Consider the following 24272-nt stretch of genomic DNA (forward strand, 5'->3'; position numbering starts at 1 on the left):
AAAAAAAAGCCCCTATTTCAGGGGCTTTTTTTGTAAGTTTTTAATGTGGTTTAGAACGGAATATCATCATCGTAATAATCGGCTTCGCCACCTGAACCATAATCCGGACCAGCTGAGGCTGAGGCGGGTTGTGGATTATTATAGTTGCTTTTTCCGGCTGGTTGGGAAGGACGGCCTTGGCCATAGTCTTGATTATCATTACTGCCGCCACCAGCACCTTTACTGTCGAGCATGGTCATTTCATTGCCTACGATTTCAGTAGTGTATTGATCCTGACCTTGCTGATTTTGCCATTTACGAGTTTGAATACGCCCTTCAATGTAAACTTGTGAACCTTTACGCAGATACTGCTGAGCGATTTCACCTAGTTTGTTACGTAACACAACACGATGCCATTCGGTGCGTTCCTGGCGCTCACCGGTTTGTTTATCACGCCAGCTTTCTGATGTCGCAATACGCAAATTACAGATCGAGCCACCATTTGGAAAAGCCCGGCTTTCAGGATCAACCCCGAGTCTGCCAACCAGAATAACTTTGTTTACTGACATGGTGAATTCCTTTACTAATTCAAATTTGTGTTTATTTTACTACGCATAAACCAGACATGCTTCGAGTTCATGTAAATCGATATCATCAGCGAGAAACTTCACGTACGCAATCCGTTCTTCAAGCACAATGACAATTTCAACTACGCCCTTAATCGCATTCAGTCGCTCTACAAATTCATCAGCGGTCTCGGCGGTGACTTCGTTTAATGAAACAATGCGACTACTGTAATGTTTTGGGGCTTGCATCGGCAACATCATAATCAACCATCCAGCACTGATCAGTCCTGCAGACCAGAAGATCCAGCTGATATCACCCAAACTATATATTACGCCACCCAGAATACCACCCAGAAAAGCACCGATAAATTGTGCGCTGGAATAGATCCCCATCGCTGTGCCCTTGTTTTTAATAGGGCTCAGTTTTGACATCATCGACGGCAGACTGGCTTCAAGAATATTAAACGCAGTAAAAAACAACCACAAACAAATCATCAGCATCGCTAACGAGCCGGGCAATAGCGCCCAACCGATCTGAGCAATAGCAAGCACGGCAATTGCGCCAATAAACACCAGTTTCATTTTGCGCTGTTTTTCAGCGATTAGAATAAATGGCACCATGCCGATAAATGCCAGAATGAGCACTGGCAAATAGGTTAAGGCTAAATCTGCTTTGGCTACGCCGGCAAAATCCTGCAATGCGATCGGCAGGGCAAAAAAACTCAAGGTAAGTAATAAATGCAGAAGCAGAATACTGATGACCAGCCGCATAATGGAAGTATTCGCCAATACCTCACCAATTTGCGCACGGGCAGGTTTCATATCCTGATGTTGTTTGTGTTTATAAGGAGTGGGTACCCACCAATGTAATACCAACATGCCAAAAATAGCCATTAATGCAGTGGCCCAGAAGATGCCATCCAGTCCAATCCAGCTTTCTAAAGCCGCGCCACTGGCCAAGGCCACCGAAAAAGATAACCCAATACTGATACCGATGGCGGCCATCGCTTTAGTACGATGTTGATCACGGGTCAGATCTGCTGTTAATGCCATTACCACGGCGGCGATGGCGCCACTGCCTTGTAATAGCCGGCCTAAAATAACCGTATAGATAGAGTCTGCCATAGCGGCTAACAGGCTACCCAGAGCAAACAGAAGCAAACCAATATAGATGACTTTCTTGCGACCAATCCGGTCAGAGAGCATGCCAAAGGGAATTTGTAATAATGCCTGGGTTAAACCATAGGCACCAATCGCGAGCCCGATTAATAATGGCGTACTGTGAGAATATTGTTTGGCGGAGAGCGAAAATACCGGCAAAATCATAAACAACCCAAGCATTCGCAGAGCGAAGATGAGTGATAAACCGGAAATAGTACGTTTCTCCAGCGCACTGAGTGCGTCAGATATGGCTTGCTTTTGCGTCATGATAGGTTGACAGAGTATATTGATCCGTTCGATTTTACTACGGAACAGGCATGAAAAGTATCAGTATTCGCGGCGCCCGTACACACAACCTGAAAAACATCGATCTGGACCTGCCCAGAGATGCGCTGATTGTGATTACCGGGTTGTCTGGATCAGGCAAATCGTCACTGGCTTTTGACACCTTGTATGCCGAAGGGCAGCGGCGGTATGTGGAATCGCTCTCCGCTTATGCGAGACAGTTCTTATCGATGATGGAAAAACCGGATGTCGATCATATTGAAGGGCTTTCACCGGCGATTTCGATTGAGCAAAAATCCACATCGCATAATCCACGTTCCACTGTCGGTACCATCACCGAAATCTATGATTATTTAAGATTACTGTTAGCCCGTGCTGGTGAACCGCGATGCCCAACCCATAACTTGCCCTTGGCAGCACAAACGGTCAGCCAAATGGTTGATACGGTATTGGCAATGCCAGAAGGTAAGCGTTTAATGTTGTTGGCACCAGTTATCCAGGATAGAAAAGGTGAGCATCTTTCAGTGTTTGAAGCCCTGCGTGCCCAAGGTTTTGTCCGCGCCCGCGTCAACGGTGAAGTGGTCGAACTGGATGATCCGCCGGAACTTGAATTACGCAAGAAACATACGATAGAAGCCGTGGTGGACCGCTTTAAGGTCCGCGAAGATATTCAGCAACGGCTCGCTGAATCATTTGAAACGGCGCTGAAACTGGCTGATGGCGTAGCCAAGGTTGTGTCGATGGATGATGACGCCGATCAGACTTTATTTTCCGCCCGTTTTGCCTGTTCGGAATGTGGTTATTCAATAGCCGAACTCGAACCGCGCATGTTTTCATTCAACAACCCGGCCGGAGCTTGCCCGACCTGTGATGGTCTGGGGATTAAGCAATTTGTCGACCCTTCGCGTGTTGTGGCACACCCTGAACTCAGCTTGGCTGCCGGAGCAATCCGGGGATGGGATCGCCGTAATGCCTATTATTATCAAATGATTTTGTCGCTGGCTGACCATTTTAAATTTGATATTGATGCCGCATTTGATTCGTTACCCGAAAATGTCCGTCAAGTGATTCTCTATGGAAGTGGCCGTACAGAAATTGATTTTGGCTACATCAGCGACCGAGGTAAGCGGGTCAGTCGTAAACATGCTTTTGAGGGCATTATTCCCAATCTGCAACGTCGTTATCATGAGACTGAATCAGGCAGTGTGCGTGATGAACTGGCAAAATTCCATTCGATCAGAGCCTGTCCGGATTGTCATGGCACCCGTTTGCGGGAAGCCTCACGTAATGTCTTTATCAATGAAACCAATTTACCTGAAATAGCGGCAATGCCAATTGGTGAAGCCACCCGGTTTTTCCAGCAGTTGGAATTGCCCGGTAAACGAGGCGAAATCGCCAGCAAGATCGTCAGTGAAATCAGTGCCCGTTTGAGTTTTCTGGTCAATGTCGGCCTGGATTATTTATCACTGGCTCGTAGCGCTGATACTCTGTCAGGCGGTGAAGCACAACGGATTCGTCTGGCCAGTCAGATTGGTGCTGGTCTGGTCGGTGTGATGTATATCCTGGATGAACCTTCAATCGGTCTGCATCAACGTGATAATGATCGGTTGCTGGCGACGCTGACTCGACTACGTGATCTGGGCAATACCGTGATCGTAGTTGAGCATGATGAAGATGCAATCCGCAGTGCCGATTATGTGTTGGATATTGGACCGGGTGCCGGTGTGCACGGGGGCGAAATCGTCGCTCGCGGCACACCGCAGGATATTATGAACAGTGAGCATTCACTGACTGGCCAATATTTGTCAGGACGGCGAAAAATTGAGATCCCCGCTAAACGCGAAGCCGCTCATGTCGGCAAATCGATTGGTTTACGCGGTGCCTGCGGCAATAACCTGAAAAATGTGGATGTGGATATTCCAATTGGTTTAATGACCTGTGTGACCGGTGTTTCCGGATCTGGAAAATCCACACTGATTAATGAAACCTTACTCAAGCTGACTTCAAAAACACTGAACGGTGCTTCCGAAGAGCCTGCACCGCATACGGATGTTCTGGGCCTGGAGCAACTGGATAAAGTGGTAGCGATCAATCAAAGTCCTATTGGCCGGACTCCACGCTCTAACCCGGCAACTTATACTGGTCTTTTTACCCCGATACGAGAGCTGTTTGCCGGTACTCAGGAAGCACGCGCCCGAGGCTATGGACCAGGACGCTTTAGCTTTAATGTGAAAGGCGGACGTTGTGAAGCCTGTCAGGGTGATGGTCTGATCAAGGTTGAAATGCATTTCCTTCCAGATATATATGTGCCGTGTGATGTGTGTAAAGGACAGCGCTATAATCGGGAAACACTGGATATTCGGTATAAAGGTAAAACGATTACCGAAGTGCTGGATATGACTATCGAAGATGCCAACGTGTTTTTCGAAAATATTCCGGTGGTAGCGAAGAAACTGCAAACGCTGATTGATGTCGGTTTGACGTATATCAAGCTGGGACAAAACGCCACAACGCTTTCTGGTGGTGAAGCCCAACGGGTTAAACTGGCCAAAGAATTATCAAAACGCGATACCGGTAAAACATTGTATATTCTCGATGAACCAACTACCGGTTTGCACTTTTACGATATCGAGCAGCTGCTCAAAGTACTGCATCATTTGCGTGATCGGGGTAATACCATCGTCGTGATTGAGCACAATCTGGACGTGGTCAAAACTGCTGACTGGGTGATTGATATGGGACCTGAAGGTGGTGCTGGCGGTGGTAAAGTGATCGCCGTAGGGACGCCGGAACAAATTGCGGAGCACGCAAATTCTCATACCGGACACTATTTGAAGCCATTACTGAAATGAGTCTTGAACAGGAAATGAAACTTGCCGTTGATGGTGAGTCCAAACTGAATCTGAGCGAGTTGGATTGGCTGGCGGCAATGACCTGCGAGCAAAAGCAGCTGCATCTGCGAACAGAGTATTTCGATACACCACAAATGAAGCTGAAGCAGCAGGGCATTGCTTTACGGATGCGGCAGATTGACGATCAATGGCTGCAGACAGTTAAAACCAGTGGCAAGGTGCAGAATGGATTACATCAGCGTGAAGAATGGGAACATCCCATTATGAATAGTGAGTTTGATTTGCCATTGCTGCGGCAGACTCCCCTGGCCCCTATGGTTGATGACAGCGGGAGCTGGAAACAGTTACAACGCCTGTTTTATACCGAGTTTGACCGGGATATTTATCTACTGGAAGCTTCACAAGATACGCAGATTGAGCTGGCATATGATTTTGGCGAGGCCGTTTCAGGGAATAATCATGCGCTCATTCATGAAGTTGAGCTGGAATTACGTCATGGCTCACTTGACGTGTTACAGGCTGTTGCGGAAAGACTGAAGTCGGCATTGCAACTGAGCTATAACAATCGCAGTAAAGCAGAGATCGGCTATCAGTTATATCAGCAACAAAAGATCGATTGAATCCTTAACGCGCTGACATTCCCCGGGCACTTTCAAATTTCCAGGTGCGAATAATCGTCAACATATCGCTGCCATTTAGCACATTTTCTGGAATCTCCGCATAAGGCGCGCCTAAACGGACAATACGGACTGCCGCATCATCCAGAACCTTATGACCGGATGAGCGCGATACAACAATGCCATCAGGTGGCACACTGCCATCAGGGTTGATATCCACTGATAACATCAGACTGCCGTTAATGCCTTTATCTTTCGCTTCCTGGGGATAATTCATATTACCAATTCGCTCCACTTTCATCTCCCAGGAACGCATATATGCGGCTGCAGCATATTCTTTAGTGGACGCTGAAATCCGTCGTTTTTTAGGCGTTTCACTTAATGCTTTGCTGTTATTTGCCAATGTACTCTGCAGTGAGCCAATTTCAGTTCTTGCACGGGCAATCAATTCGGCTCCGGAGACCTTTGGAGGAGCCACTTCCGTTTCTTCAACTGTTTCGTTGGGGGTATCAGTCGCTCTTTCAGACGTCTCAACTTTACGTTCGGCGTCAGTGGTCGTGATTTTTTTGCTGGCGGTTTCAGTTTTTGGTTTGGCCTCAACAACAGGCTCAGGTGCTGGTGGTTCAGGCACTGGGTCTTCAATTGGTACTTCTACCGGCGGTGTGGGGTCAGCTGGCGGAGCTTGTTGCACGACGGGAGACGGCGGGAGTGGTTCCAGTGGAATAGGATCGAGTTCTGCCACAGCAGGCGGGGCAGGATCGCTGGAGGCTGGCGTCTCATTAGCGATAGGGACGGGCAAATCCAGCGTGGGTTCAGGTGATTTTTCCTCCGTTTCACCGCCACCTTCATTATTTACTTGAGCCAGATAACTGGCTTCTTCCGGTGCTTGCTCGGTTTGCTGCTTAACCAGAGTAATATCAAGTTGATTCACCGGAGCGTTGGTTGGTGGCGAAGTCACATTGAAACTGACAGCAAATACCACGATCGCATGTAATATCACCGACCCGATAAGGGTCAGAATCATCCGGTCGGTGGCGCTACTGGTCGAAATCATTCGCTCACTCGTGTGGAATTTCGCGAATCACCGGTTCCGCATCATGGCCGGTTAACCTGACTCGTTTCTGCATGGCCGGACTCATTTCAACCTGACCATCCTCCGTTACCAACATCACCATATCGAGCCCCATTTCTGCTGCGACCCTGGGCCAGTCGCTTCCAGCAACAAAAATCGCGGTAGCGGCAGCATCAGCCTTTGAAGCATTTTCATGTATTACTGTGGAAGACATCGCCTGATCTGCTGGATAACCGGTGCGTGGGTCCAGAATGTGTGGATACCGTTTTCCTTCATAGGTAAAAAACCGTTCATAATCTCCAGAGCTGAAAATACTTTCATCGCCACTCACCGCAACTGATGCTAATACCTTGTCATGTCTGGGGTGACGAATACCAATGATCCATGGACGTTCGCCATGCGATCCAATAGCACGTAAATCGCCACCGATATTGACCACCGCATTTTGAATGCCTTGTTGCTGCAGAATCGCAATGGCGTTATCAACGGCGTAACCTTTAGCAAAACCGCCAAACCCCAATCGAACTTCAGGATTGTTACTGGTTAATTGACCATTTTCGATAACGATATCATCCATGGTCGGACTGGCCGCCAGCCAGGCATCGATATCTGTCTGTGGAGGAGGTGGACGGGATTCAAACCAGTCATCCTGCTCATAACCCCATAACGCAAATAAATTACCCGCTGCCGGATTAAATAAATGTCCACTGTCTCTCGCCAGTTTCTGCGCCAGTAAAATTACGTCGGCCACATTCTCATCTACTGCAATCGGTTGCTCTGCTTCAATAGCATCATTAATTTTGGTTAAGACACTGGGCTGCCAAGCATGCCACAAGTCGTTAACATCTGAAAAAGATTGTTCCAGCGCATCAATGGTTTTCGCTGCGGCTGCCTCATCAACACCATACAGACTGACGTCAATTTCTGTACCAAAGGCATAAAACTTGGCTTGCAACGCCCTGTCCTGGTCACCACACGCAGTTAATAAACTTAAACCTACTACCAATAAAAGGCTGTATAAAACAGTCTTCATAAATGTGCCTCAATACAATTCATCAACTCACCGGCAATATCCAGATTAAATTGTCGATCCAGTTCACGTATACATGTCGGACTGGTGACATTGATTTCGGTCAGGTAATCGCCAATCACATCCAGACCCACAAATAACAGACCTTTTTCACGTAGTTTTGGCCCAACTTGCTGACAGATCCAGCGGTCTCTTTCGGTTAATGGCCGCCCTTCTCCTCGACCTCCCGCTGCCAGGTTGCCTCGCGTCTCACCTTCTGCAGGAATGCGAGCTAATGCGTAGGGCACCGGTTCGCCGTTAATCAGTAAAATCCGTTTATCGCCATCTTTAATAGCGGGTAAATATTGCTGCACCATCACTGATTTTTTGCCTTGATCAGTGAGGGTTTCGACGATCACTGAAAAATTCGGATCGCCCTGGCTGACTTTGAATATGGAGGCACCGCCCATGCCATCCAAGGGTTTGATAATAATGTCACCATGTTGCTGCTGAAACTCGCGCATCAGTTCTTTTTTTCGAGTGACCAGTGTCGGCGGGCAACATTGTGGAAACCAGGCCGTGAACAGTTTTTCGTTGGCATCACGCAAGCTCTGTGGATGATTAACGACCAGGACGCCTTCAGACTGGGCTTGTTCCAGTAAGTAGGTACTGTAGATATATTCCATATCAAACGGGGGATCTTTACGCATTAAAATCGCTTCGAGATCGCTAAGTCTACGGGTGACGGGCTCATCTAACTGATACCAATTTTGTGCATCTTCAGTGACCCGTACTTCACGCATACTGGCCATGACATTACCCTGATTCAGATACACATCCTGCTGTTCCATATACATAATGGTCCAACCTTTTGCCTGGGCGGCCAACAGCATCGCAAAACTACTGTCTTTTTTGATATTGATGGCTGAAATCGGATCCATCACGATGCCGATAAGTCGCGACATAATTCTGCTCTTTAATGATAAAAACGTGGCTGCATTGTACCGTATCTGTTTCTTCACAGTGACAGTCGCATGAGCCAACCCGGTCAACTGTTGAATTGATTGCCGAGTTGTCTCTACAAGCCAGCGTGTTATTCGCTATAATCAGTGCATTTTTAGTTATGCGAAGACAATTTTCTCAATGAGTGATTCTGCGGCAACTGTGGCGGCCACGCCAAAAACTTTTCAGGAACTGATTCTACGCCTGCAACAATACTGGGCTGAGCAAGGCTGTGTGTTATTGCAACCTTACGATATGGAAGTCGGAGCGGGGACTTTTCACCCGGCAACCTTCCTGCGAGCGATTGGCCCGGAGCCCTGGAGTGCGGCATATGTGCAGCCCTCGCGTCGTCCGACCGATGGCCGTTACGGCGATAACCCAAACCGACTGCAGCATTACTATCAGTTTCAGGTTCTGATTAAACCGTCACCATTAAATATTCAGGAACTGTATCTTGGCTCGCTAAGAATGCTGGGGATCGATACCACCGTCCACGATATTCGTTTTGTTGAAGATAACTGGGAATCACCCACACTGGGCGCCTGGGGACTGGGCTGGGAAGTCTGGCTCAATGGTATGGAGGTGACACAGTTCACCTACTTCCAGCAGGTAGGTGGTCTGGAATGCAAACCGGTCAGCGGTGAAATCACCTACGGTTTGGAACGAATCGCCATGTATCTGCAAGGTGTTTCCAGTGTTTATGATTTGGTTTGGGCCGATGGTCCATTAGGTAAAGTGACATACGGCGATGTGTTTCACCAGAACGAAGTCGAAATGTCGACCTACAATTTTGAACATGCCAATACCGAACATCTGTTTCAGCAGTTCGATACCTGTGAAAAAGAGAGCGAAAGAATGATAGCTGCGGGCTTGCCATTACCTGCTTATGAAATGGTTTTAAAAGCGTCACATACCTTTAATCTGTTGGATGCACGTAAAGCGATTTCGGTCACCGAGAGACAACGATTTATTCTGCGGGTCAGAACGTTGGCCAGAGCGGTTGCGCAGGCCTATTACGACAGACGTGAATCCCTGGGCTTCCCGATGTTAACCAAACAGGATGAGGTGCAGTCATGAGTGATGTACGTGATTTCCTGTTGGAACTGGGTACCGAAGAGTTACCACCCAAAGCTTTATCGACGTTAAGTGATGCTTTACTGAAAGGCATTGAAAGCCGATTAGCAGAGGCAGAGCTGAACTATACCGCGTCCAAAGCTTACGCCAGCCCACGTCGTTTGGCGGTGGTGATTACCGGCCTACAGACACACCAGGCGGATCGTAATGTCGAAAAGCGTGGCCCGGCGGTGACTGCCGGCTTTGATGAAGAAGGCAACCCGACAAAAGCTTTACAAGGGTTTGCCCGTTCCTGTGGAGTAGATGTTGATGCATTGGAAACGCTGGAAACCGATAAAGGCGCCTGGTTAGTTTATCGTGAACAACAAGCGGGTCAGGCAGCCAGTGATTTGCTGCCGGAAATTGTCAAACAGGCGCTGGCAGCATTACCTATCCCCAAGCGTATGCGCTGGGGCAGTTTAGCCGAAGAATTTGTCAGACCCGTGCATTGGCTGATTCTGATGTTAGGTGAAGACCTTATTCCAGCCAGTCTGCTGGGCGTGCAGTCCAATCAACTCAGTTATGGTCATCGGTTTCATCATCCCCATGCGATCCGTATCAGCAGTCCTCAAACTTACGCTCCACAACTGTTGAGCGAAGGTCATGTGATGGTCGACTTTGATGAACGCCGTGAAGCGATTCGTGGTCAGGTCAATGAATTGGCTAGCCAGTTGGGCGGACAGGCTATTATTGATACTGAATTACTTGATGAAGTGACGGGGCTGGTGGAATGGCCAGTTGCTCTCTCTGGTGAGTTTGAAAAACGGTTTCTGGAGCTGCCTTCTCAAGCCCTTATCTCTTCAATGCAGGGACATCAGAAATATTTCCCGGTAGAAGATGCGACGGGCAAACTGCTGCCATTCTTTATCACGGTTTGTAATATCGAAAGCCGCGACCCGGCACAGGTTATTGCCGGTAATGAACGGGTGATTCTGCCACGGTTAAGTGATGCGGCATTTTTCTGGGATACCGATAGAAAACGACCACTAGCTGATCGTCAGGAACAACTGAAAACCATCGTGTTCCAGAATCAGTTGGGCACGGTCTATGACAAATCTCAACGCGTTGCCAAGCTCGCCGGTTTTATCGCGAGCCAAATTGGGGGCGATAAGGCATTGGCAGAACGTGCTGCCATGCTGGCGAAATGTGATCTGGTCACTGAAATGGTCGGTGAATTCCCTGAACTGCAGGGCATTATGGGGAGTTTCTATGCCCGTCTGGATGGCGAGCAGGAAGAGCTGGCTACAGCGATGAATGAGCAATATTTGCCACGTTTTGCCGGTGATGCTTTGCCACAGGGTAAAACCGGGCAGGCACTCAGTCTGGCTGAAAAACTGGATACCTTGTGTGGTCTGTTTGGAATTGGACAACCGCCATCAGGCGCCAAAGATCCATTCGCCTTACGCCGGGCAGCCCTGGGCGTACTGAGGATTATCATCGAGAATAATCTGGATTTAGATCTGGCCGAACTGTTACAACAATCGGTGCAAAGTTACGATAAACAGCTCACAGAAACGGAGATCGTGACTCCGGTTATGCAATATCTGTTTGATCGTTTGCGCGGTTATGCAGCTGATGCAGGTCATCATGGTGATGTGTTTGAGGCTGTATTGGCGTTGCAACCTACTCGTCCTCTGGATTTTATGAAACGGATGCAGGCGGTGTCATCCTTCCGTGAGATGGAACAAGCTGAAGCGTTGGCGGCAGGTAATAAACGCATTGATAATATTCTGCGCAAAAATGGCGCTTATGAAGCACAACACCAGTTAAATCCGGCACTATTGGAGGAAACAGCAGAGCAAAAACTGGCAGAAACGTTACAACATGTTTCAGCTGATATCGCGCCGTTAATGCAACAGGCAGATTACACCGCGGTATTGCGTCGACTGGCCGATATGCGTGACAGCATAGATGCCTTTTTTGACGAAGTCATGGTTATGGCAGAAGATGAAGCCATTCGCCATAATCGTTTGGCATTGTTAAATCAGACTCGGGCTTTGTTTCTGGGTGTGGCGGATATTTCCCGATTACAAAATTAGGATGCCTATATGTCGCTGATAATTCTCGATCGTGATGGTGTGATAAACCATGATTCGGATGATTTTATTAAATCGCCGGCGGAATGGGAGCCCATCGAGGGTAGTCTGGAAGCCATTGCGAGATTGAATTATGCCGGCTATCGGGTGGTGATCATCACCAATCAATCCGGCATTGCCAGAGGCTTTCTGGATGTTGAAACCCTCAATCGCATTCACAGTAAAATGCGGCGTATGCTGGCGCAGGTTGGTGGCCGCATTGAAGCCATTTTTTTCTGTCCCCATGGACCGGATGATAACTGTGATTGCCGTAAACCTAAAGATGCTGCATTTAAAGAATTAGCGCATCGGTTAAGGGTCAATCTGGATCATGTTCCAGCGGTAGGGGATTCATTAAGAGATATCCAGGCGGCACAATCCGCTGGGGCTAAACCCATATTGGTTCGCACCGGTAAAGGGGAAAAGACCTTAAAGAAGGGCGTGCCCAAAGGTGTAGCGGTCTATGACAATCTGGCTGCTGTTGCCGATGCGTTATTGGATGCTGCGATTTGATGCAAACTTTCCGTTCGTTTATTTTCCTGATTATTTACGCCATTACAGCCATTCTGTTTTCAGTCGTTGGCGTGCTAATCTGGCCATTGCCATTTAAACAACGCTACTGGGTAGTCAGTCGTTGGGCGGTAATGAATATATGGCTATTAAAAATCATTTGCGGGTTAAGGCTGGAAGTTGAAGGCCGTGAAAATATTCCAAATGAGCCCTGCGTAGTGCTATGCAAACATCAATCTGCTTGGGAAACCCTGGCGCTACAAGCCGTTTTTCCGCCACAGGTATGGGTATTGAAGCGCGAATTATTGTGGATACCTTTTTTTGGCTGGGGACTGGCTTCATTACGTCCCATTGCCATTGACCGTAATGCTGGTCGCCAAGCCTTGCATCAGGTGATTGAGCAGGGTAAGGAACGATTACAATCAGGCGCCATGGTCGTGGTTTTCCCGGAAGGCACCCGTTTACCACCAGGAACCATGGGACGATTTGGTATAGGTGGTGCGCGGTTAGCCGTAGATGCTGGCGTTCCAATCGTACCAGTAGCTCATAATGCTGGAAGTTTTTGGGCAAAAAGAGGTTTTCTGAAACGACCGGGTGTGATCAAAATGGTAATAGGGGCTAAGATAGATACTCAGGATTTGTCGGCAACTGCCGTTAACCAGCAAGCATATGACTGGATGACACTAACCATGACCCAACTGGAAGGGAAGACACCGATGCAATTTACAAAAGGTGAACAGCGTGGCGAGAGCTGAGGGCATTTTACGGTTATTGATTGTTGATGACTCGCTGACAGAAACGGATGCTGTCATTAATATTCTGCGGAGTGCCGGCCATGCTGTCAGAGCCGGGCGTGAAGATGATTTTGAGGCATTAGAGCAGTGCTTAAGTAAGCAGAGCTGGGATCTGATCATTTGTCGCGATCATCTGCCTTCACTGGCTCCTATCGAGATAGTCAATCTGATCAAACGCTTGGGAAAAGATTTACCGTGTATTGTTATCACCGAAGATAAAACTGCTGAGAAAGATTTATTTCGATCCGGTGTACAAGATGTCATTTTAAAAGGTGACATTGAGCGTCTGCAATTTGTCACCGAGCGCGAATTGGATAATTTATTTATGCGACGTTTAGCACGCCGCAATGAACGTGCGCTTCGTGAAAGTGAAAAACGCTCGCGCGCACTTTTGGAAAGTTCACGCGATGCCGTCGCTTATATGCATGAAGGTATGCACATTTATGTAAATCGTGCTTATCTCAATCTGTTCGGTTATCAGGAACAAGAAGATATTGATGGTTTGCCGATTCTGGATTTAATTGATCCTGATGATCATGCCAAATTTAAAATGGTTTTTCGCCAGTTTACCGAGCAAGCCGATGCCAAACCGGCGACAGTAAGTACACAGTGTTTAAAAAATGGCGGTTACGCTTTTGATGCGGATATTGAATTCAGTCATGCTCAGGTAGAGGGCGAAGATTGTACCCAGGTAGTTGTTCGTGACCTCAACGGGGCGATAGTTGAAGATAGTGAACAATTAAAACGATTACGAGATTTTGATTTGTTGACCGGTTTATACAATCGTACCCGTTTTGTTGATGAGTTACAGCAAGCGGTTAACCAGGCAGCTGAAAATCAAAGCGACTCGGCTTTACTTTATATTGTGTTGGATGACTTTCAACAAATAAAAGAACAGGTTGGGCTGACGACCAGCGATATGGTGATTAAGAGTGTCGCCGATCTATTACTTCAAACAGCTCAGGAAGGGGAAAAAATTGGCCGCTATGGTGATCAGATTTTCACCATTGTGATACCAAGTGATAATGAATCACTTGTGAACGAGAGAGCCAACGCTTTTCTAAAGACGGTTGATGAGTTTGTTTCTCATGCCAATGGCAAGATTATTGATTTGCACTGTAGCATTGGCATTGCGCGCATCAGTGAAAGTGTGGCCTCGGCACAAACCGCATTGGAAAATGCCGATAAAGCCTGTACTCAGGCGCAACATGCAGGTGGCAATCAAACCGCCCGATTCCAAGAAAAAATGGTTCAATCGGATGGAGATGATCTTTCTTCCTGGCAGTCAGTTTTGCAAAATGCCTTGAAGAATGATTTATTCAGCATTCACTTTCAACCTATTGTCGGTTTGCATGGTCCCCAGCAGGAGCTGTATGACATTTTGATACGTCTGCAAGACAGCGATAAAACGTTGCGTGCGGAAGAGTTTATTCATTATGCCGTTAAATTACAGATGATGACGGAAGTGGATAAATGGGTGCTCCGCACGTCCCTTAAAAAGCTTTCCGAACATCGAAAGACGCATCCTAAAACACGATTTTTCATCAAACTGTCAGAACAGACACTACGCGAAAAAGACTATGTTGACTGGTTGTCAGCCACTTTATCAGCACATAATTTAACCGGGCAGGCTTTAATTTTTGAAATTAGTGAAACAGCTGCTTTGGATAATCTGGAAGATACAAAAAACACAATTGCCAAGTTGAAATCCATTGGCTGTGAATTCGGTTTGGAACACTTTGGCTCCGGCATTGATTTTTCACAAAGCCTGAACGTTCTGGATGTGGACTATCTGAAGATTAACGGCAATTTTGTTGAAAATATGGCGCATGACACGGAAAATCAGGCTGCGATTAAAGCTATTGTCGAAATGGCAAAACAGGCAGAAAAACGCACTATTGCCGAGTTTGTTTCGGACGCAGTCAGCATGGCACTGTTATGGCGATTAGGGGTGGATTATGCCCAGGGATTTTATATCCATAAACCATCCGACAAGCCTGATTACAATTTCGAAGAAGAAGATCTCTAAAGCAGCGGATGGTGGAGACGAATTAAAGGCCGACCCATGAGTCGGCCTTTTTAGTCGGTTTAAATACGACCTGTGCGTAATGCTTCTATACGTTTTTCAATGGGCGGATGTGTCATAAACAAAGCACTTATCCCGCCACGACCCCCAGAAATCCCCATCGCATGCAATTGATCCGGTAAAGGTTGATCGGAGGTACCGGCCAGACGTTGTAAAGCCGCAACCATTTTTCCAGAACCCACTAAACGCGCCGCTCCGGCATCGGCGCGGAACTCACGTTGCCGGCTGAACCACATGACGATAATGCTGGCGAGAATACCAAGTACCAGTTCTGCGATGATGGAGGTAATCCAAAATGCTGGTCCATGGCCACGCTCCGTTTTAAATACAGTTCGGTCTACCAGATGACCAATCACACGTGATAGCACAATAACAAACGTATTCACTACGCCTTGAATCAACGCCATAGTCACCATATCACCGTTTGCAACATGACTGACTTCATGAGCCAGGACAGCCTCAACTTCATCTTGTGTCATCGACTGCATTAAACCACTGCTTACCGCGACCATTGCGTTATTGCGATTCATGCCTGTAGCAAATGCATTTGGTTGCGGAGATTGATAAATCGCTACTTCAGGCATACCAATACCGGCTTGTTGTGCTTGACGAGCGACAGTATCCAACAGCCACCTTTCGGTTGAGTTTTTGGGCGAGGTAATTACTTCGGCGCCTGTCAGACGTTTCGCCGTCCATTTTGAAATTGCTAATGAAATGAATGAACCACTGAAGCCAATCACCGCAGCAAAAATCAACAATGAAGTCATATCTAAGCCAGAACCCTGTTCATCAAGCAGACTATCAATGCCCAGTAATCGCATCGTCACACTTAATACAGCTAACACCGCAATATTGGTGGCGAGATACAACATGATTCGTTTCATTCGAGATTCCTTAGATTTAAGTTGTCTTTAATATGGGTAAGCGGTGATTAGTTTTCAAGCAGGGATAGATAAATTTTCAATCAATTTATTTGCAATCAGATGACCATCGACAATCGGGTCATTTTTCTGCTCAAGCAATAAGCTACAAATTATTTCACCTCTATTGATAATGCTGCCTGTCGCGGGGATATCGTAACAATACTCTGGCCAGTCAAAATTTGCCGGAATAGTAATTTTCTTCGGGGCAAAACAAAACCATAAGAGTTGTTTTTCAAAAGGAAGTTCTGTGTTGAGTTGAGGCATACCCCCCGTCGAACACATCAGTTGCCAACCAATAATAGGAAAACTCGAAGGGAGTAACTGACAGGAAGCGGTGGGACGAGGATTAAGCTCAAGCAGAAAAATATCGCCAGAAGGGGTAATCAAAAAATCCAGTGACATTAGCCCTGCCAAATCGAGATGTTGGGTAAGCTTTTGCAGGGCAAGATAAATATTATTTTGTTGCTCATCACTCAGCACCATGCCGCTGGCAATCGCCTGTAAACCGAACTTATCAAGTTCTGCATCCACATTAAATTGTTGATTGATAAGTAATACATGAGCATTGCGATTGTGAGCTAAAAATAACACTGAAGCACACCGTCCAGCGATATATTGCTGGTAATAGAGATCTGTTGTTTCGGTAACCGCACGAGCATTGACAATATGGTGGCCGCCCCAGGACGCCCGTTTTTTAGCGAGCCATTTCTCTTTAAATGAAGAAGGGAGATGAAGTCTGGTAGGTGGAAAGGGTAGGGAGAGCCTTTCGAGTAAGGCTATCCAGTTTATGGGCTCACAGACTTGTTGAATACTGGTCAATGAACTGCCAGCGAAATGTATGTGTGACGGCAAGCTCATCAGTGCAGGATAAAACTGCTCGATTCCGGTTCCACAAATCAAGCTACACGGTTGATCTTGGCTTAGTGAAATGATCACGTTTAGCCATTCGGAATGGCTCGTTTTATCCATTGGAGGGAGTTTTATAAACCTGTCGGCGACATCAAGTGTATCGACATCACCAAAACAATCAGCAACACGAACACGATAACCTTCTCGTGCTGCTGATTGCGCCAGCATACGCCCACTTTGAGCGATGATTAGCAGGAGGGAGGGACGTTCAAACAAGTCCGGCTCCTATTGAATGGGGTTTAAACCAGTTTGCGTGCACCTTCAAAGGCGTTACGGAAATCCAGATAAACGGGTTTATCACTTTCCAGGGTCTCTCTAAGCAGGGCTTGTTGCAGTTTATATTTCACATTGCCTACTGCTAATGCGCCGATACCGACTGCTTTTGGACATTGTGGTGCAAATTTCAATGGTTCACCATTGTCCATCATTTCAACACCTTCGATACCCAAAGGAGCCACAGCATTCACGTCGCCAGCGACTTTCAGGTGTTTGGCATCCTGCAGAACAGAAGCATTCAATACTTGAATCCCGGCTTTTGCGGTACAGAAAACCGCGTCAGCATCACTTAATAAACGGGCTTTGTCGGCATCAGATGCTGCGGTAGTTGCCCGCAAATTAACTCCATAACGTTTACGGGCTTCGTCTGAAAATTGAAGAGCGGTATCTAATGAGAAGTGATCGACAATGGTGGTTTCTGCACCTTGTAAAGCCGCAATAACTGCCGTTGCCAGGCCGACAGGCCCTGTACCGCCAAACACAACGGCTTTGCAGTCTTTATAGTTTTCATTGAAGTGTTTCTTCAATTCACGTTCGACGCAGGCAACCAGTGCTGCTGCTGTCGTAAATGCGCCACTGGGATCAGCAAACACCGAAATTTCAAACGGTGGCACCATAGCTGATTTTGCCGCTTCGAGCATATCCATGGCCAGACCAATATCTCTGCCCCCAATAAACATACCGGTTTTTTTTACGCCCGCTGGGCCACGTGAAAAGATAGCATCTTGGGTCAAACCAGCCACTTCTTTCAACTCAACGTTATTGTAAGGCATTAAAATATCGTAGCCGGCATCAAGCGCCATATTGATATCAAACGGACTGTTTTGTTTCATTGGGTTGAGCATATGGATGATGGAACGCTTGGACATGTTAATTCCTCACTGTGTTATCAAAATGTATAGTTTCACTGTCGATTGTAATGCTGGCACCAGCATTCACACCAGCAGCAGATAATAATTCAATATTTCCCAGCGCAATGTCAGCATTAATTATTTGCTGAAGGTCACCCATCAGACGATCCGCTTGCGATTGACTATCGGTAAATATACATGCGGTGGGGCCCCATGAACTTTGTGCCATTCCGGTAAATCCCAGTGATTTTGCATATTCCAATAATGATGCAATCGCTTGACTGGTGTATTGACCGCCTTGAGCAGGTGCAAAGTGTTGACCGATCAATGACTGGATTTCACTGACAGCAGTCCCAAACAAATCGATATTCTGCTCAATGAGAGCGGGTAATAGTTGCATTAAGGTTAAGTGACAAATGCGTTCACTGTGTCGGGCTGGAAATTGTGGCAGGTTTTGAAATGCTTGAACTTCAGTTTGTCCATGGATTCCTTGGTGGGTTTTATCCATTAACATCACCAGCCGCCATTGAGATGGAAAAGCTTGCTGGAATAATCGAACAGGTGTGAGTGATTCAGCCCCTAAGCCCGCGTCAACCACGAAGCCTCCAGCATCGAAAGTACTGATACCTATTCCAGAACGTTTACCCCGATCCAGAGCTTGGGCAATGTTAGATGTGGGGATTTCAAGCTGATGATAGGTTGATAGCAGTCGACCAATGACCAGTGCAAGCTGAGTACCTGAACCTAATCCGGCATGCTCAGGAATCAAGCTGTGAATATTGACAAAGGATTGTCGTAATTCAGATGGAATATGCTTACCTAAGCTGAGATAAAACTGATTGATAAGTTTGGTGATCTTATTGTGAGTCGAATCTGAAACAGGGATATCAGATTGGAGACACTCTGTGGCTTGGGAGAGACTGAGTCTGGTGAAGTGACTATCTACGGCTAGACCAATACTGCCAAAATGGCGGCCTAAGCCGCCATTAAGATCCAGGAACCCAAGGTGAAGTCTTGCCGGGGCCTGTACACAAATGGTTTGATGTCGAACAGGTGAAACCGGTTGTTGCATTGCGGTCACTAGGCGTTATCAATTTTGCAGGCGATATCGTAGATAGTAGTTTCGTCTAAAAATAAGTCATTGTTATCAAATAAAGAAGCAACTGCACCACGGTGCACTTTCATTTTAAAGTTACCAATGGCAATGGCACCATAAAAACGTACCCCCTGTTTTTCCGTTCCGTTATCCATCACTTCCATACCTTCAACGCCTAATGGCGGAACAGCATTCACGTCAGCAATCACTTCAAGGGTTTTACTCGTAGTCCAGGTAGCTTCAGGAACAATGCAGACCCCTGCTGGACCAGCTGCAATCGCAACGTGAGCGTCTTTTAGTAATTCGGTAACCGCTTCATCACTACGGGTTTCACCTGGTATAACCTCAACCCCGTAAGCTTTTTTCATATGTTCTACAGTGGCTTTGCTGCGAGCCATACTGCGGCAGGTTAAAACAACTTTTGACGCACCTTCTTTTAATAAATATAGCGCGGTACGTTGACCCACCGGACCAGCGCCCAAGATGACCACATTTTTTCCAGCAATGTCATAGTCAGTCATGACTTTCCGCGCAATAGCTGCAGCGGTGGTATTTGAACCATTCGGATCCAGCATCACGGAAACACGTACCGGGCCAAAAAAGGCTTTTTTAACAGCTTCTCCTACCAACTCGCTAGCCGCCACATTTGACCCACCAATGAAGATTGCGCTGTTTTTGAGATTTTTTCCGCCCCGGGTAAAAATCATGCCATGCACATGAGAAGTCACATTGTCACGAGTCGCACCGCCGTGCGCGATGATGTTATCGACACCAGAGTCGTAAGCAACTGCTTGATCAAAAGTGCTTGCGACAGTATCAGTATCGAGGTGTAACAGTAGTTTTTTCATCATGTTCTCCGGCATTTAGCATGGCTTGATGTGGGATAAATAAGCTCTGGATTTTACCCTATGTTGTTTAAGTGAGGAAATTAAACTGTATTTCAGAGGCACCAAAAAGATTGATTGGCAATCTGCTAAAGTGGCAATATCCTGCTTTTGTGTAGGAACTTATCTTTTTAAGTGTCAGTCACATCAGCACCATAAAATAAAATTTAGGAGTAGAGAATGAAGAAAACCAGTCTGACAGTTCTTTTTGCCAGCATGGCGATGTTATCAGCAGCAGCCATTGCTGATGATCACGTCGATTTTTCAACAGTCACCAAAGTACAATATGTAACTGATTGTATGCAGGCAAATAACAAATTAAACGTCTATGAAGGCATTAATAAATGCTCGTGCGTTGTAGATAAATTAGATGAAGCATTTACCCAGACTGAGTTTGAAGATATCAGCACAGCGTATATGTACCGCAATCTTCCTGCTGACCGCGGCGCGCAGTTTCGCGATGATAAAGGGTTAAGCAGTGGTATGGATAAGTATGAAGAAGTCTCAGCTACAGCCTATAAAGAATGCAGAATTCAGTAAAAAATCGAATTTAATTACACACAAAAAAGGCCGTTAATACGGCCTTTTTTTGTGGCTTTCAACAACCCTTTAGCAAGATTTTATATTTGTTTATCCATGGAGTAAGTCATTTCTTTGCTGTCACTCACCATCGCTTTCAAAATGCCGTGTTTTTTGGGAGTAAAGTTAAATCGGATACTGGGATCCTCACTGATTGAAATACCTGCTTCTAAGGTGATAAGGTTTTCATCAGCAAAATCAATAACGATCTCTTTCACATAATGAGGAGGGATATACCCTCGGGTTTGTTGATCAAACTGTAAACCGCTGTTATTTGGGTGGCTGACAACTACCTGAGCTTGAGTCATCTCACCAATATCGGCATCACGCATCCGGATCTGCATTTTGCCAAGACGAGCCATTGCGGCTTCCATATCTTTTCCTGCCGGAGCACTGCAGCCGCCAGAAGCCTTAACAAAACGCGAAACCATATATAACGACCCATCGTTCATCTCGGCAATAGCCCGCATATCGGTATATTGATCAATCCGAACGCGAGTAGCTATATCCACTTCGCCCAGGCTGGGAGATAAGTGGAAGTTGGCTGAATAGGGCATGGGATTTTTATCGATAATGATATGAAGATTTTTGATATATCGGTCAGCAGTTTGCGGTTGAACTGATTTCACCCTGATGGGAACAATCGCCGCATCTTCAGCTCTTGTTGGTGCTTCAAGAACCAAAACATCATCAGCATTTTCATGAATTTCACGGTCACCGAAGTAGGTTTGTTTAAGCCCGGACCACAGTTCTTCATCGGCAGTGGCAGCCTGAAGCGTAAAACTGAAGCTCATAAGTACTGTCAGCATCCCCATAAAGATGGCATTACGTCCCATCATATTCTCTCTCCCAATCATTATTATTCCCACTCCAATTCTACGAAGGCAGCGGTGATATTACGACGATGATAATCTTCAAAAAGTTTCCATTTTTCAGCTTCTTGTGTAGCCACTGAGGCCGTCGCTTCCTCAATGGTCCCCATATCATTAATAATTAATCTTATCTCTTCTCGTACGGTACTCAAATATCGTAATAGATTTTTCCAGCCAGTAGAGTCTTCGCTTTTAAAAGCAGGACCATGGCCTGGAATGACCACTTCTGTATCGAGGTTTGCCAGAGTATCGATCGCATTAATCCAGCCATTAATGCTGCCATCCAAGGCTGGTATTCTCTCAACAAACAGTAAGTCACCGGTCCATAAAGTACTGGTGTTGACATCATAAACGGTTAAATCATGATCGGTATGTGCTGTGGTATAGGCTGTCAGGAGTAGTTCGCGACTACCCAGATCAATTGTCTGGGGTGAATCGATGCTAATCAATGTATCCGCATCTATAAACTCAACGCCTTGATAGGCGTCCCCTAAAATCTGTGAAAATTGTTTGGCGAAATGTTGCTGACGACTGGCCAGTGCAGCGGGTAATTTTTCATGCCCGACAAATTTAGGATGGTCGGCTTTAAAAGCTGCATTGCCTAGAATATGGTCTGGATGTACATGCGTGTTAATGACATAACAAATCGGCAGACTGGTCTGCTGACGAATTGCCTGATGCAGCAATTTGCCTTCACGAAAACTGCCTCCACTATCAATTACCGCAACGCAATCCTCACCAATGATGAATCCTACATTTGCGATGGCGCCCAGGTTTTCGGGAGTCGCTTCTTCGTGGCTACCTTGATGGTAATAAATCCCATCCGCTACGCGTTGCACGGAATAACCTTCAGTTTGAACATTGCTGGCAAAAGCGAAAGACGAAACCACAAGCGTTATAAATGAAATCAATAAATGCATCACGATGTCCTACTAAACCGAAGCTGTTGAACTGTTACAATAACGCACTTTAACGCAACACATCTATAGAGCAAGCAGAGAACCTTTTAATATGACAATTCGCACACGTTTTGCACCCAGCCCAACCGGATATCTCCATGTCGGCGGCGCCCGTACCGCATTATTTTCTTGGTTGTATGCCAGAAAACATGGCGGTCGGTTTGTATTACGAATTGAGGATACCGATTTGGAGCGCTCCTCGGCAGAATCAGTGAATGCCATTTTAGAAGGCATGACATGGATGGGCCTGGATTATGATGAAGGTCCTTTTTATCAAACCCAGCGTTTTGATCGTTATAAAGAAATCATTCAGCAATTGATGGATCAGGGTGATGCTTATTATTGTTATTGCAGTAAAGATGAGCTTGAAGCGATGCGGGAAGAGCAGCGGGCTAATAAGCAAAAACCGAGATATGACGGTCGCTGTCGTCACATCACTACGCCACGTGAAGGGGTAGAACCGGTTATTCGCTTTAAAAACCCTACCGTGGGTCAAGTGGTTGTAGAAGACGCGATTCGTGGCAATGTGGTGTTTGAAAATAGTGAACTGGATGATTTGATTATTGCCCGACCGGATGGCACCCCAACCTACAACCTGACCGTTGTAGTAGATGATCTGGACATGCAAATGACTCATGTGATTCGCGGTGACGATCACCTGAATAACTCACCCAGGCAGATCAATATCTTTAAAGCTTTGGGGGCGAAACCGCCTGTTTTTGCTCATGTTCCCATGATTTTGGGCGATGATGGGGCTCGGCTTTCAAAGCGGCATGGTGCGGTAAGTGTCATGAGTTATCGGGATGCGGGATATCTTCCTGAAGCCTTATTGAATTATCTGGTCAGATTAGGCTGGTCCCATGGCGATCAGGAAATTTTTTCTTTAGCAGAGATGACCCAGTTATTCGATATCCAGGACGTCAATAAAGCCGCCTCAAGCTTTAATACCGATAAATTAATCTGGCTGAATCAGCATTATATTAAAACCAGTGCGCCGGAGCATGTTGCCCAGCATTTAAGCTGGCATATGGGAGAATTAGGTATTGATCCGGCGGATGGACCTGCTCTGGTTGATGTCGTGGTGTTACTACGCGAACGGGCCAAGACTTTAAAAGAAATGGCCGAATCCAGTGTGTACTTCTATCGTGATGTCGAAGCTTATGATGAGAAGGCTGCACAAAAAAACCTGAATCAAACCAGTTTGCCATTATTAGAAGCTGTATTGGTTGAACTAAGTGAACTTACCGATTGGCTGGCAGAGCCAATCCACATGGTTATCAAAAATTGTGCAGAAAAACATGAGGTTGGTATGGGGAAGGTTGCCCAACCCATTCGCGTGGCGATTACCGGAAATACGATCTCCCCCTCTCTTGATGTCACCTTGGAATTATACGGACGCGAGCGCGCATTAGCCGCAATCAAACGTTGTATAACTTGGATCAAAGATCATGCCTGATTTTTAGCTGAAAAATAATAACCTTTATTTTCAATGCCTTATGGCTTCGGGAAATTATTCCCGAAAAGTGGATGGAAATGCTCACAAAAAACTTGAGTAAAGTTCTTGACGAACTCGGGAAGTCGGATTAAGGTTCGTCATACGCATGAGGTTCAATTCGAACAAGTCGTGACGTAAATACTAAAAAGTAAATAGAGGACAACTTTATGAAGCTGAAAACATTATCAATTGCAATGATGGGTTTAGCCGCACCAGGTCTGGTCGCTGCTGATGAACTCATCGATATGCAAAAAAATGCGAATAACTGGGTTATGCCTGCAGGTAACTATGCTAACCAACGTTATAG

General features: G+C 46.3%; 21 protein-coding genes. 9 read left to right on the forward strand and 12 right to left on the reverse strand.

Features of this window, described 5'->3' with window-relative positions:
* Positions 1-50 precede the first annotated feature (50 nt).
* Together ssb and LGT40_RS03105 are read right to left on the reverse strand one after the other, a co-directional pair.
* Positions 51-548 (reverse strand): single-stranded DNA-binding protein, encoded by a 498-nt coding sequence (gene ssb, locus LGT40_RS03100; RefSeq protein WP_226069934.1) that lies wholly within the window; start codon positions 546-548, stop codon positions 51-53.
* A 39-nt stretch (positions 549-587) separates the two neighbouring features.
* A complete protein-coding gene (locus LGT40_RS03105; RefSeq protein WP_226069936.1) occupies positions 588-1973 on the reverse strand; it encodes an MFS transporter in 1386 nt (461 codons plus the stop codon).
* 50 nt (positions 1974-2023) lie between these two features.
* Here LGT40_RS03105 and uvrA point away from each other — a divergent pair, with 50 nt between their 5' ends.
* Together uvrA and LGT40_RS03115 are read left to right on the forward strand one after the other, a co-directional pair.
* Complete coding sequence (gene uvrA, locus LGT40_RS03110) at positions 2024-4843, forward strand: excinuclease ABC subunit UvrA (protein WP_226069938.1); 2820 nt, start codon at positions 2024-2026, stop codon at positions 4841-4843.
* Positions 4840-5463 (forward strand): CYTH domain-containing protein, encoded by a 624-nt coding sequence (locus tag LGT40_RS03115; protein ID WP_226069940.1) that lies wholly within the window; start codon positions 4840-4842, stop codon positions 5461-5463. The genes uvrA and LGT40_RS03115 overlap by 4 nt, the downstream gene beginning before the upstream one ends.
* Positions 5464-5467: 4 nt before the next feature.
* On the opposite strand, the gene LGT40_RS03120 is transcribed toward LGT40_RS03115, so the two are convergent.
* Genes LGT40_RS03120 through gshB form a run of 3 tightly spaced genes read right to left on the reverse strand, consistent with a single transcriptional unit; the run spans position 5468 to position 8506 of the window.
* The gene (locus LGT40_RS03120) at positions 5468-6514 is read right to left on the reverse strand and encodes an energy transducer TonB (protein WP_226069941.1); all 1047 of its coding nucleotides are present in this window, start codon (positions 6512-6514) and stop codon (positions 5468-5470) included.
* A 4-nt stretch (positions 6515-6518) separates the two neighbouring features.
* Positions 6519-7565: an FAD:protein FMN transferase gene (locus LGT40_RS03125; protein ID WP_226069943.1), complete on the reverse strand. Its 1047-nt coding sequence runs from the start codon at positions 7563-7565 to the stop codon at positions 6519-6521.
* A complete protein-coding gene (gene gshB / locus LGT40_RS03130; RefSeq protein ID WP_226069945.1) occupies positions 7562-8506 on the reverse strand; it encodes a glutathione synthase in 945 nt (314 codons plus the stop codon). Before gshB ends, LGT40_RS03125 begins: the two co-directional genes overlap by 4 nt.
* 178 nt (positions 8507-8684) lie before the next feature.
* On the opposite strand from gshB, the gene glyQ reads away from it, so the two are divergent.
* From glyQ to LGT40_RS03155, 5 genes are read left to right on the forward strand one after another with little or no spacing between them, the layout of a single operon-like run.
* Complete coding sequence (glyQ, locus tag LGT40_RS03135) at positions 8685-9620, forward strand: glycine--tRNA ligase subunit alpha (RefSeq protein ID WP_226069947.1); 936 nt, start codon at positions 8685-8687, stop codon at positions 9618-9620.
* The gene (gene glyS / locus LGT40_RS03140) at positions 9617-11695 is read left to right on the forward strand and encodes a glycine--tRNA ligase subunit beta (RefSeq protein ID WP_226069949.1); all 2079 of its coding nucleotides are present in this window, start codon (positions 9617-9619) and stop codon (positions 11693-11695) included. Before glyQ ends, glyS begins: the two co-directional genes overlap by 4 nt.
* A 9-nt stretch (positions 11696-11704) precedes the next feature.
* Complete coding sequence (gmhB, locus tag LGT40_RS03145; protein WP_226069950.1) at positions 11705-12244, forward strand: D-glycero-beta-D-manno-heptose 1,7-bisphosphate 7-phosphatase; 540 nt, start codon at positions 11705-11707, stop codon at positions 12242-12244.
* A complete protein-coding gene (locus tag LGT40_RS03150; RefSeq protein WP_226069951.1) occupies positions 12244-12996 on the forward strand; it encodes a lysophospholipid acyltransferase family protein in 753 nt (250 codons plus the stop codon). Before gmhB ends, LGT40_RS03150 begins: the two co-directional genes overlap by 1 nt.
* Complete coding sequence (locus LGT40_RS03155) at positions 12983-15064, forward strand: EAL domain-containing protein (protein ID WP_226069952.1); 2082 nt, start codon at positions 12983-12985, stop codon at positions 15062-15064. Before LGT40_RS03150 ends, LGT40_RS03155 begins: the two co-directional genes overlap by 14 nt.
* A 59-nt stretch (positions 15065-15123) precedes the next feature.
* On the opposite strand, the gene htpX is transcribed toward LGT40_RS03155, so the two are convergent.
* Genes htpX through LGT40_RS03180 form a run of 5 tightly spaced genes read right to left on the reverse strand, consistent with a single transcriptional unit; the run spans position 15124 to position 20027 of the window.
* Positions 15124-16005: a protease HtpX gene (htpX, locus tag LGT40_RS03160; protein ID WP_226069953.1), complete on the reverse strand. Its 882-nt coding sequence runs from the start codon at positions 16003-16005 to the stop codon at positions 15124-15126.
* Between the two features lie 54 nt (positions 16006-16059).
* A complete protein-coding gene (locus LGT40_RS03165; protein WP_226069954.1) occupies positions 16060-17169 on the reverse strand; it encodes an ATP-grasp domain-containing protein in 1110 nt (369 codons plus the stop codon).
* Positions 17170-17192: 23 nt separating this feature from the next.
* Positions 17193-18098: an NAD(P)-dependent methylenetetrahydromethanopterin dehydrogenase gene (locus tag LGT40_RS03170; RefSeq protein ID WP_226069955.1), complete on the reverse strand. Its 906-nt coding sequence runs from the start codon at positions 18096-18098 to the stop codon at positions 17193-17195.
* Between the two features lies 1 nt (position 18099).
* A complete protein-coding gene (locus LGT40_RS03175; protein WP_226069956.1) occupies positions 18100-19152 on the reverse strand; it encodes a beta-ribofuranosylaminobenzene 5'-phosphate synthase family protein in 1053 nt (350 codons plus the stop codon).
* Positions 19153-19160: 8 nt separating this feature from the next.
* Positions 19161-20027 carry an NAD(P)-dependent methylenetetrahydromethanopterin dehydrogenase gene (locus LGT40_RS03180; protein WP_226069957.1) on the reverse strand — a complete coding sequence of 289 codons (867 nt, stop codon included), beginning with the start codon at positions 20025-20027 and terminating at the stop codon, positions 19161-19163.
* A 213-nt stretch (positions 20028-20240) separates the two neighbouring features.
* Here LGT40_RS03180 and LGT40_RS03185 point away from each other — a divergent pair, with 213 nt between their 5' ends.
* On the forward strand, positions 20241-20600 hold the full coding sequence (locus LGT40_RS03185; RefSeq protein ID WP_226069958.1) for a hypothetical protein: 360 nt from the start codon (positions 20241-20243) through the stop codon (positions 20598-20600).
* An 80-nt stretch (positions 20601-20680) separates the two neighbouring features.
* Here the strand turns inward: LGT40_RS03185 and LGT40_RS03190 are convergent, their stop codons facing one another.
* Together LGT40_RS03190 and LGT40_RS03195 are read right to left on the reverse strand one after the other, a co-directional pair.
* Positions 20681-21478, reverse strand: a complete 798-nt coding sequence (locus LGT40_RS03190) for a quinoprotein dehydrogenase-associated SoxYZ-like carrier (RefSeq protein WP_226069960.1) — start codon at positions 21476-21478, stop codon at positions 20681-20683.
* 20 nt (positions 21479-21498) lie between these two features.
* On the reverse strand, positions 21499-22431 hold the full coding sequence (locus tag LGT40_RS03195; RefSeq protein ID WP_226069961.1) for a quinoprotein relay system zinc metallohydrolase 2: 933 nt from the start codon (positions 22429-22431) through the stop codon (positions 21499-21501).
* A 91-nt stretch (positions 22432-22522) separates the two neighbouring features.
* Here LGT40_RS03195 and gltX point away from each other — a divergent pair, with 91 nt between their 5' ends.
* The gene (gltX, locus tag LGT40_RS03200; RefSeq protein WP_226069962.1) at positions 22523-23926 is read left to right on the forward strand and encodes a glutamate--tRNA ligase; all 1404 of its coding nucleotides are present in this window, start codon (positions 22523-22525) and stop codon (positions 23924-23926) included.
* The last annotated feature ends 346 nt before the right edge of the window (positions 23927-24272 follow it).

The organism is Methylophaga pinxianii, assembly GCF_020447225.1.
Taxonomy (GTDB): Bacteria; Pseudomonadota; Gammaproteobacteria; order Nitrosococcales; family Methylophagaceae; genus Methylophaga; species Methylophaga pinxianii.